The following is a 14,552-nucleotide window of genomic DNA, read 5'->3' on the forward strand; positions in this document are numbered from 1 at the left end:
ATGCCTCATGCCTCATGCGTCACGCTTCACGCGACGTGCTCGCGGTAGCGCTCGATCACCTCCCGCAGGACCTCCGCGCCCTCCCGGGCCCACAGGCCCGGATGGAAGATCTCGACCTCCACCGGACCCCGGTACCCGGCCGCGTCGGTCAGCTCCCGGAAGGCCCGCAGATTGATCGAGCCGTCACCCAGCTGTCCCCGGCCGAGCAGCACGCCTTCCGGCAGCGGGGTCACCCAGTCGGCGACCTGGACGGAGACGATCCGCCCGCCCTCACCGGCCCGCCGTACCTCGGCGGGGAGCCGCTCGTCCCACCAGAGGTGGTACGAGTCGATCACCACCCCCACCTGCTCCACCGGGAACTGCTCCGCGATGTCCAGGGCCTGACCGAGCGTGGAGACCACGCAGCGGTCCGCCGCGTACATCGGATGCAGCGGCTCGATCCCCAGGCGTACCCCGTGCGCGGCCGCGTACGGGGCCAGTTCGCCGAGGATGTCCGCGATCCGCCGCCGGGCCCCCGCCAGGTCCCGGTCCGCGGCCGGCAGCCCGCCCGACACCAGGACCAGTGCGTCGGCGCCCAGCTCGGCGGCCTCTTCCACAGCTCGGCGGTTGTCTTCCAGGGCGGCCGCGCGCCCGGCCGGGTCGGCGGCGGTGAAGAAGCCGCCCCGGCACAGGGAGCTGACCCGCAGCCCGGACCCGGCCACCAGCTTCGCCGTCTCCCGCACCCCGAACCGCTGTACCGGATCGCGCCACAGCCCGACCGCGCCGACCCCCGCCGCCGTGCACCCGGCGACCAGTTCTGGCAGCGACCACTGGCGGATCGTCTCCTGGTTCAGGCTGAACCGGGCCGGAGCCGGTGCCCGGCTCACGACGCCACCCCGTGCAGGGAGAGCAGCTGCCGCATTCGCGCCTCGGCGAGCTCCGGGTCCGGGAACAGGCCCAGGCCGTCCGCCAGTTCGTACGCTTTTCCGAGGTGGAGGAGCGAGCGGGCCGAGTGCAGACCGCCCACCATCGCGAAGTGCTCCTGATGTCCCGCGAGCCAGGCGAGGAACACCACCCCCGTCTTGTAGTACCGGGTGGGCGGAGCGAACAGGTGGCGCGACAGCTCCACCGTCGGATCCAGCAGTTCGCGGAACCCCGCGGCATCGTCCCGGTCGAGTGCGTGCGCCGCCCGCGCCGCGATCGGGGCGATCGGATCGAAGATCCCGAGGAGGGCGTCGCTGGCCAGTTCCCCGTCTCCGGCGATCAGTTCCGGATAGTGGTAGTCGTCGCCCGTGTAGCAGCGCACGCCCGCAGGCAGCCGACGCCGGATGTCCACCTCACGTCCCGCGTCGAGCAGCGAGACCTTGATCCCGTCGACCTTCTCCGGGTGCTCCGAGACGATCTTCAGGAAGACGTCCGTGGCCTCGTCGAGACCGGCGTGTCCCCAGTACCCCTCCAACGCCGGGTCGAACATCGGCCCCAGCCAGTGCAGGACGACCGGCCGGGCGCTCTGGCGCAGCAGCGCACCGTAGACCGCGAGATAGTCCTCCGGGCCCCGCGCCGCCGCGGCCAGGGCCCGCGAGGCCATCAGCACCGACCCCGCCCCGGACTCCTCGACATGCGCGAGCTGCTCCTCGTACGCCGCGGTGACGGCGGCCAGGGAATGCTCCGTGTCCGGGGCCAGCTGGTCGGTGCCCGCACCGCACACGATCCGGCCGCCCACCGCGCGGGCCTCGGCGGCGGACCGGCGGACCAGCTCTGCCGCGGCCGGCCAGTCCATGCCCATCCCGCGCTGCGCGGTGTCCATGGCCTCGGCGACCCCGAGGCCCTGATCCCACAGGCGGCGGCGGAAGGCGAGCGTGGTCTCCCAGTCGATCGCGGGCGGCCCGTCGGCGCAGGCCCGGAGCGGATCGGCGACCACGTGCGCGGCGGAATAGAAGGTGCGGCTGCGGGCCGGTCCGCAGCTCAGCGGGGCCAGGGGAGGGGTGAGCGGAACGTGCAGGCGCAGCCCGCCGTCCGCGGAAGGGAGCCGGATGCTCACAGGGTCACCTCCGGCACCGCGAGCCGCCTGCCCTCGGCGGCGGAGCGCAGCCCGAGGTCGGCGAGCTGTACCCCGCGGGCCCCGGCCAGCAGGTCCCACTGCCAGGGTTCGTCCAGGACGACGTGGCGCAGGAACAGCTCCCACTGGGCCTTGAAGCCGTTGTCGGCGGGGCTGTTGTCCGGTACCTCCTGCCACTGGTCGCGGAACCGCTCGGTCAGCGGCAGGTCCGGGTTCCACACTGGCTTCGGCGTCGCCGCGCGGTGCTGGATCCGGCAGCCGCGCAGCCCGGCCACCGCCGAGCCGTGGGTTCCGTCCACCTGGAACTCCACCAGCTCGTCGCGGTTGACGCGGACCGCCCAGGAGGAGTTGATCTGAGCGACCGCCCCGCCTTCCAGCTCGAAGATCCCGTACGCCGCGTCGTCGGCCGTGGCCTCGTACGGCTTGCCCTCCTCGTCCCAGCGGCGGCCGATGTGGGTGCGTGTCAGCGCCTGCACGGTGCGGACCCGGCCGAACAGCTCGTGCATCAGGTACTCCCAGTGCGGGAACATGTCGGCGACGATGCCGCCGCCGTCCTGTGTCCGGTAGTTCCACGACGGCCGCTGGGCGGGCTGCCAGTCGCCCTCGAAGACCCAGTAGCCGAACTCCCCGCGCACGGAGAGGATCTCGCCGAAGAAGCCGCCTTCGATGAGGCGCCTGAGCTTGAGCAGGCCCGGCAGGAACAGCTTGTCCTGCACCACCCCGTGTTTGATCCCGGCGGCCTCGGCCAGTCTGGCGAGCTCGAGCGAGGACTCGAAGGTCAGGGCGGTGGGTTTCTCGCAGTACACGTGCTTGCCCGCCGCCACGGCCTGCCGTACCGCCGCCTCTCGGGCCCCGGTGACCTGCGCGTCGAAGTAGATCTCGACCTCGGGATCGGCCAGCACGGCCGCCAGGTCCGTGGACACGTGCTCCAGGCCGTGGCGCTCGGCGATGGCCCGCAGGGCCGCCTCGCGGCGGCCGACCAGCACCGGCTCCGGCCAGAGCACCGTGCCGTCGCCGAGGTCGAGCCCGCCCTGTTCGCGCAGTGCGAGCAACGAGCGGACCAGGTGCTGGCGGTATCCCATCCGCCCGGTGACGCCGTTCATTGCGATCTTGATGGTCCTGCGCTCCACGGTGTCCCCTCGTTGTGCGGTAGAAGCGATAGAAAGCGCTTTCACTCGCATCAGGCTAGGGTCGAACGGCGCGGCAGTGCAAGACTCGAACGAGTGATAGAAAGCGCTTTCTTCATCGGCGAGAATGGAGATCCACACACCGGATGAGACGATGAGCCCGGACGGACCGGAACGGACCGGACGCGGACGGGTCGGCCGGAAGAGAGCGCGAGGAGGGGTCTGATGGCGGTGACACTCGCCGAAGTCGCGGCGCAGGCGGGCGTATCGCCCGCCACGGTCTCGCGCGTGCTGAACGGCGGCTATCCGGTGGCCGGTGCCACCAGGACCCGGGTGGAGCAAGCGGTCGAGGACCTCGGCTACATCGCCAACGGCCCCGCGCGGGCCCTCGCCGCCGCCACCTCCGACCTCGTCGGCGTCCTCGTCCACGACATCGCCGACAGCTTCTTCGGCATCCTCGCCGGGTCGGTCCAGCGCGCCCTGGCCCCCGGCGGCCAGGGCGGGACTCGACGCCTCGCCGTCGTCTGCAACACCGAGGGAGCGCCGGCCGCCGAGCTCGCCTACCTCGCGCTCCTCGAGGGACAGCGGGCCGGCGGGGTCGTCCTGACCGGCGGAGCCGTCGAGGAACCGGAGCACACCCGGGCCCTCGCCGCCCGCCTCGCCCGGATGGCCGCCGGCGGCGCCCCGGTGGTCCTGTGCGGACGTCCCCCGCTGCCCATGCCCGCCGGACTCCCCGTCGCCACCGTCATGTTCGACGACCGGGGCGGCGCCTTCCGGCTCGCCGAGCACCTGCTGAGCCTCGGTCACCGCCACATCGCCTACATCGCGGGACCGCCCGGACTGAGCACCACCCGGGAGCGGCTCGCGGGACACCAGGACGCCCTGCGCCACCACGACCCCGAGCTGCCCGAGCGCTGCGCACACCTCACCGTGCACGCCGGATTCGAGCGTTCCGCCGGATACGACGCCACCCGCGAACTGCTGCGCCGGGGAGCCCCCTTCACCGCCGTCGCCGCGGCCAACGACACCGTGGCCACCGGAGTGTCCGCGGCCCTGCGCGAGGCGGGGCTGCGGATACCCGAGGACGTCTCCATCGCGGGCTTCGACGACCTGCCCGTCTGCGTGGACACCGCGCCCGCCCTCACCACGGTCCGGGTGCCGCTGCGGGAGGCGGGAGTTCTCGCCGCCCAGTTCGTCACCGGCCTCAGACCACTGCCCCCCGGCGGCATCACCACGCTCCCGGCGGAGCTGATGGTGCGCGGCTCCACCGCGCCGCCGCCCGCCGCCACCCCGGGGAGCCGCCCGTGAAGTACGCCTTCTCCACCCTCGGCCTGCCCGGCGCCACCCTGGAGCGGAGCGCCGCTCTCGCCGCGGACCACGGGTACCAGGGGCTCGAACTGCGCGCCCACCCCGAGGAGCCGCTGCACCCCGGCAGCTCCGCTGCCGACCGTGCGGCGGGCCTGCGGACCCTGACCGCCGCGGGCGTCGCCGTCCTCGGGGTCGCCGGGTACGCCAGGGTGGCCGCCCCCGGCCCCGACGAGCCGGTCCTCGCGGAGATCCACGCCCTGGTCCGGCTCGCCGCAGACCTCGAAGCCCGCTGCGTACGGGTCTTCCCCGGCGGCGGTGAACTGCCCGCGGAGCAAGCCGATGCCCACGCGGTCCGCCGCCTCCGGGCCGCCGCGCCCTTCGCCGAGCGGCACGGGGTGCGGATCCTGCTGGAGACCCACGACTCGCACCGCACCGCGAACGCGACGGCCCGGGTGCTCGACCGGGTCGGGCATCCGGCCGCCGGCGCACTGTGGGACGTGCTCCACACCTGGCTCGGCGGCGAATCGCCCGCCGAGTCGCACCGCGCCCTGGCCGCGCACCTGGGCTACGTACAGGTCAAGGACGTGGCATCGGCGCACGAGCCGACCCCGCTGGGGCTCGGTGCGGGCGCACTGCCGCTCGCCGAGGCCGTGGCCCTCGTACCGCAGGACGGGTGGCTCTGCTGGGAGTACGAGAAGCGCTGGTACCCCGACGCCGCCGAACTGCCGGGGCAGCTCGCGCGGGGCCGGGCGTACCTGGAGGGGCTGGCCGGCCAGGCCCGCAGTGAAGGCTGAAGGCCGGGCGCGGTCGGGGACTTCAGGCCGACTGGCCGAGGCGGGACGGGTCGACGGGGTGACGGAAGCCGAGGCCCAGGGCGTAGCGCTCCAGTTCGTCCACCGCCGTTGCCGCCAGGCGGTCCAGTTCGCCGCCGAGCGACCCTGCCACGTGCGGGGTCAGCAGGACGTTCGGCAGGTTGTACAGGGGGGAGACGGCGGGGAGGACCTCCGGCTCGGTGTGGTCCAGTACGGCGTGCAGCCGGCCCGAGACCAGTTCCCCGGTCAGTGCCGCGGTGTCGACGAGCGAGCCGCGCGCGGTGTTCACCAGGGTCGCGCCGTCGGGCATCAGGGCCAGCCGTGAAGCGTCCAGCAGGTGGCGGGTCTCCGGCAGCGCGGGAGCGTGCAGGCTCACCACGTCACTGCGGCGCAGCAGTTCGTCGAGGGGGACGGCTTCGGCGCCCAGGGCCGCGAGCTCGGCGGGGTCGGCGTACGGGTCGTTCACGAGCACCCGCAGGTCGAAGGGGCGCAGCAGCTCCAGTACGCGCCGGCCGATGAGCGAGGCTCCGACCAGGCCGACCGTGCGCCGGTAGTTGCCGATGGAGGGGTAGCGGCGCAGCAGGTCGATGGGGCCGCGGGCCGCCCCGTAGGCGTGCGCGGATTCCAGGACGCGCTTGTTGGCGAAGAGGATGGCGGCGAGCGTGTACTCGGCGACCGGCAGGGCGTTCGCGGCGGCGGCGCTGGAGACGAGCAGCCCGCGTTCCCAGCAGGCCGGGGTGACATGGCTCTTGACGCTTCCGGCGGCGTGGACGACGGCCCGCAGGCTCGGCATCCGCTCCAGCGCGTCCGCGTCCAGCGGCGGGCACCCCCAGCCGGTGAACAGCACCTCGGCTTTGGCCAGCCGCCGGGCGAAGGCGTCCTCGGCGAAGGCGGACCCGAAGTCGGTGAGGAGCAGATCGGGGTCGAGGTCGGCGACCCTCGCCAGCTCCGGCAGGACCCGGCCGCTGAGAACGGCGGCCCGGGTGCCGGGGCTCATGGCGAGCACGGTGGCGGGGCGGTGCGGCGGGACGGCGGCCGAACCGGACGGGGAGACGGGGTGGGTCACTTGACGGCTCCTGCGGTGAGATCCGACGACGAGGGCCCCGGGGCCGCCGCTCCCCAAAGAGGCGGCTCCGGGGCTGTTCGTGAGAGGTCCATCCTTTGTGCGAACAACCATGCCGTCAAGAGTGAACGTGCAAGTCGATCGAAACAATCAGTCCAGTTCGTCCGTCCGGCCTCGGCCCGCGCCTCGGCCGGATCTCGCCCTATGATGACATCGCCGCGAGCCCTGGTTCGCCGCGGGAAATCAAAATGATCGAATCGATTGACTTCGATCATCCGGTCATTGACGGCGCGGACCGCGCGTTCATATATTCGGCCACGTACCCGCACCCCGCGGCACCGTCTCGACCTCTCCCGGGAGTCAGCGCATGCTCACGCACGACCAGGACGGCTTCCGGCGCGCAGAGCGCCCCCACCGCATCGTGTCGGGGGCCCTGCACTACTTCCGGGTCCATCCCGACCTGTGGGAGGACCGCCTCACCCGGCTGCGCGCCCTGGGCGTCAACACCGTGGACACCTACGTCCCCTGGAACTTCCACGAGACCGCCCCCGGCAAGGCCGACTTCACCGGCTGGCGCGACCTCGGCCGGTTCTTGGCGATCGCCCAGGACCTCGGCCTCGACGCCATCGTCCGGCCCGGCCCGTACATCTGCGCCGAATGGGACTTCGGCGGCCTGCCCGCCCGTCTGCTCGCCGTCGACGGCCTGCGCCTGCGCTGCTCCGACCCCCGCTTCGAGGCCGAGGTGGACGGCTGGTTCGACCTGGTCGTCCCCGAACTGCTGCCCCACCTCGCGAGCCGCGGCGGCCCCGTCGTCGCCGTACAGATCGAGAACGAGTACGGCTCCTACGGCAACGACGCCCGCTACCGCGCGCACGTCGAGCGCGGACTCGTCGAACGCGGCGTCGACTGCTTGCTGTTCACCGCGGACGGACCCGAAGACGCCATGCTGCAGGGCGGCATGCTCCCCGGCAGGCTCGCCACCGCCACCTTCGGCGCCAAGCCCGCCGAGCGCCTCGCCCACCTGCGCCGCTACCAGCGGACCGGGCCGCTCACCGCGATGGAGTTCTGGATCGGCTGGTTCGACCACTGGGGCGAGGAGCACCACGTACGCCCGGCCGAAGAGGCGGCGCGGTCGCTCGACGAACTCCTGGCCACTGGCGCCTCCGTCAACCTCTACATGGCCCACGGCGGCACCAACTTCGGCTACTGGGCCGGCGCCAACCACTCCGGCTCCCGCCCCGGCGACCCCGGCTACCAGCCCACCGTCACCAGCTACGACTACGACTCCCCCATCGGCGAGGCGGGTGAACTGACGGAAAAGTTCCACGCGTTCCGCGAGGTCATCGGCAAGTACCTGCCGCTGCCCGAAGGCCCGCTGCCCGCGCCGCTGCCCCGGATGACAACCGCCCGTGCCGTCCCCGGGGGAGTGGCACCGCTCCTCGTCCACCTGGACGTCCTCGCCGGGGACCCGGTCCTGCGTCCGGCCCCCGAGCCCATGGAGAAGCTCGGCCAGGACCACGGTCTGATCCACTACCGCACCACGATCACCGGGCCCCGCCCCGCCATGCCCGTCAGGATCGACGGGCTCGGCGACCGCGCGTACGTATTCGCGGACGGCGTGCCGCTCGGCGTCCTCGACCGCAACGCCCCCGACGAGGGCCTCGACCTGCCCGTCGGCGAGGACGGAGTCGTCCTCGACCTCCTCGTCCGGGCCCAGGGCCGGGTCAACTACGGCCCCCTGATCGACGACCGCAAGGGCATCTCGCGCGCCGTGCGCCACGGCCACCAGCACCTCTTCGAGTGGGAGATACGGCCACTGCCGCTCTCCGACACGGCAGGTCCCGGCGCCCTGCGGTGGTCGGAGGACGGAGCCGAGCCGGGCAGGCCCGCCTTCCACCGGTTCACCCATTCGCTCACCGAGCCGCCCGCCGACGGCTTCCTCGACCTGGCCGGCTGGGGCACCGGCCTGGTCTGGCTCAACGGCTTCCTCCTGGGCCACTACGACACTCCGCGCGGCCCGCAGCGCGCCCTGTACGCCCCCGCCCCGCTCTGGCGGGCCGGTGCCAACGAGATCGTCCTCCTCGAACTGGAGCAGCCCGGAACCGAGCTGCCGCTGCGCGACCAGCCCGACCTCGGCCGTCCCACGGTCGTCGACATCGACTACTGAGATCCCGGTCAGAGGTTGTCCACAGGCGCATGCCCGGCCCCAACCTCTCGGCCTAGACTGGCGACTTGGTTGATCATCTGCCGGACGAGCACGGAGGAACGAAGAGCATGCGCTATCTCCCCCTGGGCAATTCAGGTCTTCAGGTGTCCGCGATCGGGCTCGGCTGCAACAACTTCGGCGGCCGCCTCGACGTCCGGGCCACCCGCGGGGTCGTGGACGCCGCGCTCGACGCCGGCATCACCCTCCTCGACACGGCCGACATCTACGGGGGCCTCGGAGGCTCCGAAACCCAGCTCGGCGAGGTCCTCAAGGGCCGCCGCGACCAGGTGGTCCTCGCCACCAAGTTCGGCTACCACTCCATGGACATGGGATACGGGGCCGCCGCCGGCTCCCGTGGCGGCCGCGCCTACATCCGGCGTGCCGTCGAGGAGTCCCTGCGCCGCCTGCAGACCGACCACATCGACCTCTACCAGCTGCACAGCCCCGACCCGGCCGTCGCCATCGGCGAGACCCTCGCCGCGCTCACCGAACTCGTCGCCGAAGGCAAGATCCGCTACATCGGACACTCCAACCTCTCCGGCTGGCAGCTCGCCGAAGCCGCCCACGTGGCCCGCGAGACCGGCGCCACTCCCTTCGTCTCCGCCCAGAACGAATGGTCGCTGCTCCAGCGGTCGGCGGAGCGCGAGCTCGTCCCGGCCGCCCTGCACTACGGCGTCGGCGTCCTGCCGTACTTCCCGCTCGCCAACGGCCTGCTGACGGGCAAGATCCGCCGGGGCGCCCCCGTGCCGGCCGGCTCCCGGCTCGAAGGCCGCGACGCCTACCTCACCGAGGCGCGCCTCGACATCGTGGAGGCACTGGCCGCGCTCGCCGAGAAGCACGGCCGCACCGTCCTGGAACTCGCCATCGGCTGGCTCGGCGCCCAGCCCGGCTGCTCCTCCGTCATCGCGGGAGCCACCTCCGCCGAGCAGGTGCGCGCCAACGCGGCCGTCGCCGACCGGCCGCTCGACGCCGAACTGCTGGCCGAGGTCGACGCCATAGCGGGGGCCGCGGGGTGACCTGCCCTACGGGGTCGGTTGCCCTTCGGGGGCTTCGGAAGCGGACTGCGAAGGGCTCGCCGAGTCGCTCGGCGAAGCGCTGGGCGACGGGCTGGCCGAGGAGGTCTCCGAAGGGCTGGGCGAAGCGCTCGCGGACGGGCTCGCGTACGCGGTGCCCGTAGGAGCGCCGGTCAGGACCTCCACCAGGCCGGTGTCCAGCGAGTAGTAGGCGCCGACCACGGCCACGGAGCCCTTCTTCACCAGGGGTGCCAGGTCCGCGTTGGCCCGCAGCTCGTCCGCCGTCAGCTTGATCTGATGGCGGATCATGGTGTCGACTGGATCGGTGCCCGGGTTCTTGACGGTCGCCGCGTAGGCGGGCTCCAGGGCCTTGGAGATCGCCTGCAGGTTGCCGGGCAGCGTATTGCCGTCCCGCAGCGCTTGGTACGACGCGTCGATGGCTCCGCAGCGCTGGTGCCCGAGGACGAGGATCAGCGGGGTGCCCGCCGTCACCGGCCCGAACTCGACCGACCCGGTGACGACCGGGCCGACCGCCTGCCCGCCCGTGCGCAGCACGAACAGGTCGCCGAGCCCGGTGTCGAAGAGCAGCTCGGGCGGTACCCGGGAGTCGATGCACGCCAGGATCACGCCGTAGGGATCCTGGGCCTGCGCCACCAGCCGGCGCCGGTCCGGATCCCGGTCGGGGTGCTTGAGGCTGCCGCTGACCCAGCGCTTGTTGCCCTCCATCAGCCGGGCGTACGCGGCCTGCGGAGTGCTGGGCCGCGGTTCCGGTGCGGCAGTCGTCGCCTTCGGGGCGCTCTTCGCCGAGCACCCCGAGAGCGCGGTCGCGGCGGCCACCGCGGCGGCGAGGCCCCCGGTCAGCACGAACCTGCGCGGCGGAAGTTCTGCTCTGTCCATCGGGTCTACCCCTCGGTGCTGCTCGCGGCGGCTTCCTGGCCGTGGCGATTGTTCAGCCCGGGAGGGGAGGAGCCGTGGCAGGCTCACGCGGGCGCGGGCGCCTGTGCCACGGACGGCCGATGGCGGGGGCGCCCTGGCCGGGGGCTCAGGACACGATGTCCTTGCGCGCGAACCCGCGGAACGCCAGCGCGAACAGCACCAGCGCGTACGACACCGACACCGCCGCACCCTTGATCATTCCACCCCACTCCAGCTGCGGCTGCAGGGCGTCGGCCCACGCGAACTGCCAGTGCGCCGGCAGGAACTCCCGCCAGGACCCCAGGGCCGTCACCGCGTCCAGCACATTGCCGACGATCGTCAGACCGACGGCCCCGCCCACCGCGCCCAGCGGCGCGTCCGTCCGGGTCGACAGCCAGAACGCCAGCCCGGCCGTGACCAGCTGGGACACGAAGATGAACGCGACGGCGATCGCGAGGCGCCCCACGGTGTCCCCGGCCGCCAGGGCGCCGCCCGTCGGGAGCTTCAGCGGCCCCCACCCGTACGCCGCCGTGCCCGCCGCCAGCGCCACCACCGGCAGCAGCACCATCGCCGCCAGGCTGAACCCCAGCGCCACCACCAGCTTGCTCCACAGCAGCCGGGCCCTGGGCACGGGCGAGGCCAGCAGGTAGCGCAGCGAGGACCAGCTGGCCTCGGAGGCCACCGTGTCCCCGCAGAACAGCGCCACCGGCACCACCAGCAGGAACCCGGCCGAGACGAACAGGCAGGTGGCCGCGAAGTTCGCGCCCGAGGCCGTCGCCGTGTCGATGAGGGTGATCCGGCCGTTGCCGCCGCTCCGGCTGCCCGGTCCGCCGCCCACCGCGAAGGCGATCATCAGGACGAACGGCAGTGCGGCGAGGATTCCGGCCATCACCAGCGTCCGCCGCCGTCGCCACTGCCGCAGCGCCTCCACGCGCAGCGGCAGCGTACGGCTCGCCCGGTAGCCGGGGGCCACCTCGGTCACCTCAGCACCCCCGACGCGGTCCGGGGCATCCGTCACGGCGCTCATGCCGCACCTCCGATGAGGGTGAGGAAGGCGTCCTCGAGCCTTCGGTGCGGTCCCACTCCGGACACCGGCACCTCCAGCCGTACGAGTTCGGTGATCAGCTCGGCGGCGCTCGCGCCGTCCAGCCGTACGAGCAGCCCGTCTTCGGCGCGGTCCACGGATTCCACTCCCTCCAGCGCGGCCAGCTTGCCGACCGTCGCCTCGTCCACCGGCCCGGCCAGGGTCACCAGCAGGGTGTCCCCGCCGCCGGTGATCTCGGCGACCTCGCCCGCCTGTACGAGGCGGCCGCGGTCCATGACCACCAGGTGTGTACAGGACTGCTCCACCTCCGACAGCAGGTGGCTGGAGACGATGACCGTCCGCCCGGCCGCCGCGTAGCGGATCATCACGTCGCGCATCTCGCGGATCTGCGGCGGGTCCAGACCGTTCGTCGGCTCGTCGAGGATCAGCAGGTCGGGCATCCCGAGCATGGCCTGCGCGATCGCGAGGCGCTGGCGCATGCCCTGCGAGTACGTGCGTACCGCGCGCTCCAGGGCGTCGCCGAGCCCGGCGATCTCCAGGGCCTCCTCCATGTGCGAGTCCTCGGCGGGGCGGCCAGTGGCCTGCCAGTACAGCTCCAGGTTGGCGCGTCCGGTCAGGTGCGGCAGGAAGCCGGCGCCCTCCACGAACGCCCCGACCCGCGACAGCACCGGCGCGCCGGCCCGTACCGCGTGCCCGAACACCCGGATCTCCCCGGCGTCCGGGGTGATCAGGCCCATCAGCATCCGCAGGGTCGTGGTCTTGCCCGCGCCGTTGGGCCCGAGCAGGCCGAGCACCTGGCCCTTCTCGACCCGGAAGGACAAGTCCCGTACGGCGTAGCGGTCCTGCGCCTTGGCATAGCGCTTGGTCAGCCCCGTGATCTCCAGTGGTACGTCGGCCAGCTCCGGTTCGGGCTGCGGTGCGCCCGCCCGGATCCCGCCCCGCCCCCGGCCGGACCTGCGGATCCCCACCAGCCCCGCGGCCAGCAGCAGCGCCCCGAGCGGCATCCCCCAGGTCCACGCGGGCAGCCCCGAAGACGCCGTACGCACCCCTTCCGCGACGGGCACGGCCAGCGGCCCCTGCGCCGAGACGGTGTAGGTGGCGGGCGCGGCCGGGGTGGCGTAGCCCAGGTCGGTGGCGGCGACGACGAGCCGCAGCCGGTGTCCCGCCGCGAAAGCGTGGTCGATCGCGGGCAGCCGCAGCTCGACGGTCCGGTCCTGCTGCGCGTTCTCCACCCGGACCGGGGCCACCAGCTGACTGGGCAGCACCTGCTGGCGGCCGTCGGGTCCGACGTCGTAGACCTTGCCGAACAGGACGGCCGAACCGTCCGCAGCCGTCGACCTCACCTTTAGGGTGACAGTCGGGGTCCCGGTGATCCGCACCTCGTCGGTCAGCGGCTCCGATTCGAACCGGGCGTTCTGCCCGGGGAAGTCGAGCGAGAGCCCGCCTCCGAGAGCGGCGAGCTGTCCGCCGATGCCCGGGAGCGCGGACAGCGCGGGCGGGGCCCCGCCCGCCGGATTCCCGAAGCTCTGCTCGCGGCCGGCCAGGGCGAACTCGCGCGGGCCGGACAGCAGTCCGGGGTAGGTGGGGCCGGTCGCCCCGCGGAGTTGGACCTCGCCGTCGGTGGAGTCGATGCCGCCGGAGCGGGAGACCCGGAAGACGGGGCCGGTGTCCACGGAGGGGTCTTCCTTGAGGTAGCGGTCGAACCAGGTCTTCACCCGGCCCTCGACGCGGTCCGCCTCGCGCATGCCGCCGTCGTGGCCGCCCGCAGCCCAGTCCACGGAGACGGGAGCCCCATTGGCGGCGATGGCCCTGGCCATGGCGTCGGCCTGGTCCAGGGGGAAGAGGGAATCGTCCTGGCCCTGTGTGATCAGGGTCGGGACCTTGATCGCGGAGCCGACGGCGGAGGGGCTCCGCCGCTCCAGGAGCGCTCGGGCTTCCGGATCGGGCTTGCCGGCCACCGCGACCCGCTCGTACATGGCGCACAGTTCGGGCTGGAAGCGTCCGCACCCCTGCGCCGAGGCCGGGGCGCCGTTCGCGGCGGGAGCTCCGGTCGCGGCCGGGGCGCCGTTTCCGGTGGAGGCTCCGGGCTGGAGCCCGCCGGCGGAGCCGGTGGTGAAGAAGAGGCCCGCCCAGAGCTTCTTGAAGACGTCGTTCGGGAAGAGGGAGTCCGCGAGGTTCCAGTAGGTGATGGAGGGGGCGATGGCGTCCACGCGCGGGTCGTGACCGGCCGCGAGGAGGGAGATCGCCCCGCCGTATGAGCCGCCCGCGATGCCGACCCGCGGATCGCCGGCCGCGTCGAGCCGGACCCCGGGCCGGGCCGCGATCCAGTCGATCAGCCGGGAGACGTCCTTGACCTCGTAGTCGGGGTCGTTCAGCCCGATCCTGCCGCCGGAGCGGCCGAACCCACGCGCCGACCAGGTCAGGACCGCGTAACCGTCGCGGGCGAGCCGTTCGGCCTGCGGCCGGACGTCCTCCTTGCTGCCGCCGAAGCCGTGCGCGAGGAGGACGGCGGGACGTTTCGCCCCGCCGCCTTGCCCCTGACCGCCCCGGTCGCCGGAGGTGAAGTACGAGATGTCGATTCCGGCGCCGGGCATGTCGAGCACCCGGTCCTCACGGTGCACGGCCGGGTCTTCGCCGGCCGCGGCCGTGGCGGTCAGCGTGCCCGCCCCCACGACGACGGCGAGCGCGGCGGCGCCCGCGAGCAGGCGGCTTCGGCGGCGCCGGGGCAGTCGGAGCTTCATACGGGAACCCTAATCGCCGGGTCCGCCCGGCCCGCGCTCCCGCAGGCTGAACTGCCGACGTTCTCAAGGACTACTTCACCCGGCGTCCGTACCGCGCCTGCGGTACACGCGGCGACGCCCGCGGAGTACGCCGAGCGGCGGGCCCCGTCGCCCTGCGCGTCCCGCCGAACGGCGCCCCCGCCGCCCGCCGTGACCCACCGTTCGGCGCGACCCGAGGTTCAGCCCGACCCGCCGACCCGCCGACCCGCCGACCTGCGCTGCGCGTCGACCGGCGGGAGGATGGC

11 protein-coding genes are annotated in these 14,552 nt (G+C 73.3%); 4 read left to right on the forward strand and 7 right to left on the reverse strand.

What is annotated here, in order from left to right; translation table 11 throughout:
* Nucleotides 1-26 precede the first annotated feature (26 nt).
* The 3 genes from OG490_RS33400 to OG490_RS33410 are packed head-to-tail and all read right to left on the reverse strand — an operon-like array spanning nt 27 to nt 3,219.
* Nucleotides 27-866: a sugar phosphate isomerase/epimerase family protein gene (locus tag OG490_RS33400; RefSeq protein ID WP_330300007.1), complete on the reverse strand. Its 840-nt coding sequence runs from the start codon at nt 864-866 to the stop codon at nt 27-29.
* Nucleotides 863-2,020: a dihydrodipicolinate synthase family protein gene (locus OG490_RS33405; RefSeq protein WP_330300008.1), complete on the reverse strand. Its 1,158-nt coding sequence runs from the start codon at nt 2,018-2,020 to the stop codon at nt 863-865. The genes OG490_RS33400 and OG490_RS33405 overlap by 4 nt, the downstream gene beginning before the upstream one ends.
* On the reverse strand, nt 2,017-3,219 hold the full coding sequence (locus OG490_RS33410; RefSeq protein ID WP_443066000.1) for a Gfo/Idh/MocA family protein: 1,203 nt from the start codon (nt 3,217-3,219) through the stop codon (nt 2,017-2,019). The genes OG490_RS33405 and OG490_RS33410 overlap by 4 nt, the downstream gene beginning before the upstream one ends.
* 171 nt (nt 3,220-3,390) lie before the next feature.
* On the opposite strand from OG490_RS33410, the gene OG490_RS33415 reads away from it, so the two are divergent.
* Together OG490_RS33415 and OG490_RS33420 are read left to right on the forward strand one after the other, a co-directional pair.
* Nucleotides 3,391-4,473, forward strand: a complete 1,083-nt coding sequence (locus OG490_RS33415) for a LacI family DNA-binding transcriptional regulator (RefSeq protein WP_330300010.1) — start codon at nt 3,391-3,393, stop codon at nt 4,471-4,473.
* Entirely contained in the window at nt 4,470-5,267 is a 798-nt protein-coding gene (locus OG490_RS33420; RefSeq protein ID WP_330300011.1) for a sugar phosphate isomerase/epimerase family protein, read from the forward strand. Before OG490_RS33415 ends, OG490_RS33420 begins: the two co-directional genes overlap by 4 nt.
* A 22-nt stretch (nt 5,268-5,289) precedes the next feature.
* On the opposite strand, the gene OG490_RS33425 is transcribed toward OG490_RS33420, so the two are convergent.
* A complete protein-coding gene (locus OG490_RS33425) occupies nt 5,290-6,282 on the reverse strand; it encodes a hydroxyacid dehydrogenase (RefSeq protein WP_330301160.1) in 993 nt (330 codons plus the stop codon).
* 433 nt (nt 6,283-6,715) lie between these two features.
* On the opposite strand from OG490_RS33425, the gene OG490_RS33430 reads away from it, so the two are divergent.
* Both OG490_RS33430 and OG490_RS33435 read left to right on the forward strand, forming a co-directional pair.
* Nucleotides 6,716-8,515: a glycoside hydrolase family 35 protein gene (locus OG490_RS33430; protein WP_330300012.1), complete on the forward strand. Its 1,800-nt coding sequence runs from the start codon at nt 6,716-6,718 to the stop codon at nt 8,513-8,515.
* Between the two features lie 107 nt (nt 8,516-8,622).
* Nucleotides 8,623-9,570, forward strand: coding sequence for an aldo/keto reductase (locus OG490_RS33435; protein WP_330300013.1), 948 nt, complete (start codon nt 8,623-8,625; stop codon nt 9,568-9,570).
* Nucleotides 9,571-9,576: 6 nt separating this feature from the next.
* Here the strand turns inward: OG490_RS33435 and OG490_RS33440 are convergent, their stop codons facing one another.
* From OG490_RS33440 to OG490_RS33450, 3 genes are all read right to left on the reverse strand, one after another.
* Complete coding sequence (locus OG490_RS33440; protein ID WP_330300014.1) at nt 9,577-10,464, reverse strand: carbonic anhydrase; 888 nt, start codon at nt 10,462-10,464, stop codon at nt 9,577-9,579.
* A gap of 145 nt (nt 10,465-10,609) precedes the next feature.
* The gene (locus OG490_RS33445; RefSeq protein ID WP_330300015.1) at nt 10,610-11,509 is read right to left on the reverse strand and encodes an ABC transporter permease; all 900 of its coding nucleotides are present in this window, start codon (nt 11,507-11,509) and stop codon (nt 10,610-10,612) included.
* Nucleotides 11,506-14,268, reverse strand: a complete 2,763-nt coding sequence (locus OG490_RS33450) for an alpha/beta fold hydrolase (protein ID WP_330300016.1) — start codon at nt 14,266-14,268, stop codon at nt 11,506-11,508. Before OG490_RS33450 ends, OG490_RS33445 begins: the two co-directional genes overlap by 4 nt.
* Nucleotides 14,269-14,552 lie beyond the last annotated feature (284 nt).

This window comes from Streptomyces sp. NBC_00503, from assembly GCF_036346895.1.
Classification (GTDB): Bacteria; Actinomycetota; Actinomycetes; order Streptomycetales; family Streptomycetaceae; genus Streptomyces.

Bases quoted from the DNA above. Each gene is read 5' to 3' on its own strand.
- OG490_RS33440 (WP_330300014.1), bottom strand. From the start codon at position 10,464: ATGGACAGAGCAGAACTTCCGCCGCGCAGGTTCGTGCTGACCGGGGGC.
- OG490_RS33415 (WP_330300010.1), top strand. From the start codon at position 3,391: ATGGCGGTGACACTCGCCGAAGTCGCGGCGCAGGCGGGCGTATCGCCC.
- OG490_RS33410 (WP_443066000.1), bottom strand. From the start codon at position 3,219: ATGCGAGTGAAAGCGCTTTCTATCGCTTCTACCGCACAACGAGGGGAC.
- OG490_RS33430 (WP_330300012.1), top strand. From the start codon at position 6,716: ATGCTCACGCACGACCAGGACGGCTTCCGGCGCGCAGAGCGCCCCCAC.
- OG490_RS33435 (WP_330300013.1), top strand. From the start codon at position 8,623: ATGCGCTATCTCCCCCTGGGCAATTCAGGTCTTCAGGTGTCCGCGATC.
- OG490_RS33450 (WP_330300016.1), bottom strand. From the start codon at position 14,268: ATGAAGCTCCGACTGCCCCGGCGCCGCCGAAGCCGCCTGCTCGCGGGC.
- OG490_RS33445 (WP_330300015.1), bottom strand. From the start codon at position 11,509: ATGAGCGCCGTGACGGATGCCCCGGACCGCGTCGGGGGTGCTGAGGTG.
- OG490_RS33425 (WP_330301160.1), bottom strand. From the start codon at position 6,282: ATGAGCCCCGGCACCCGGGCCGCCGTTCTCAGCGGCCGGGTCCTGCCG.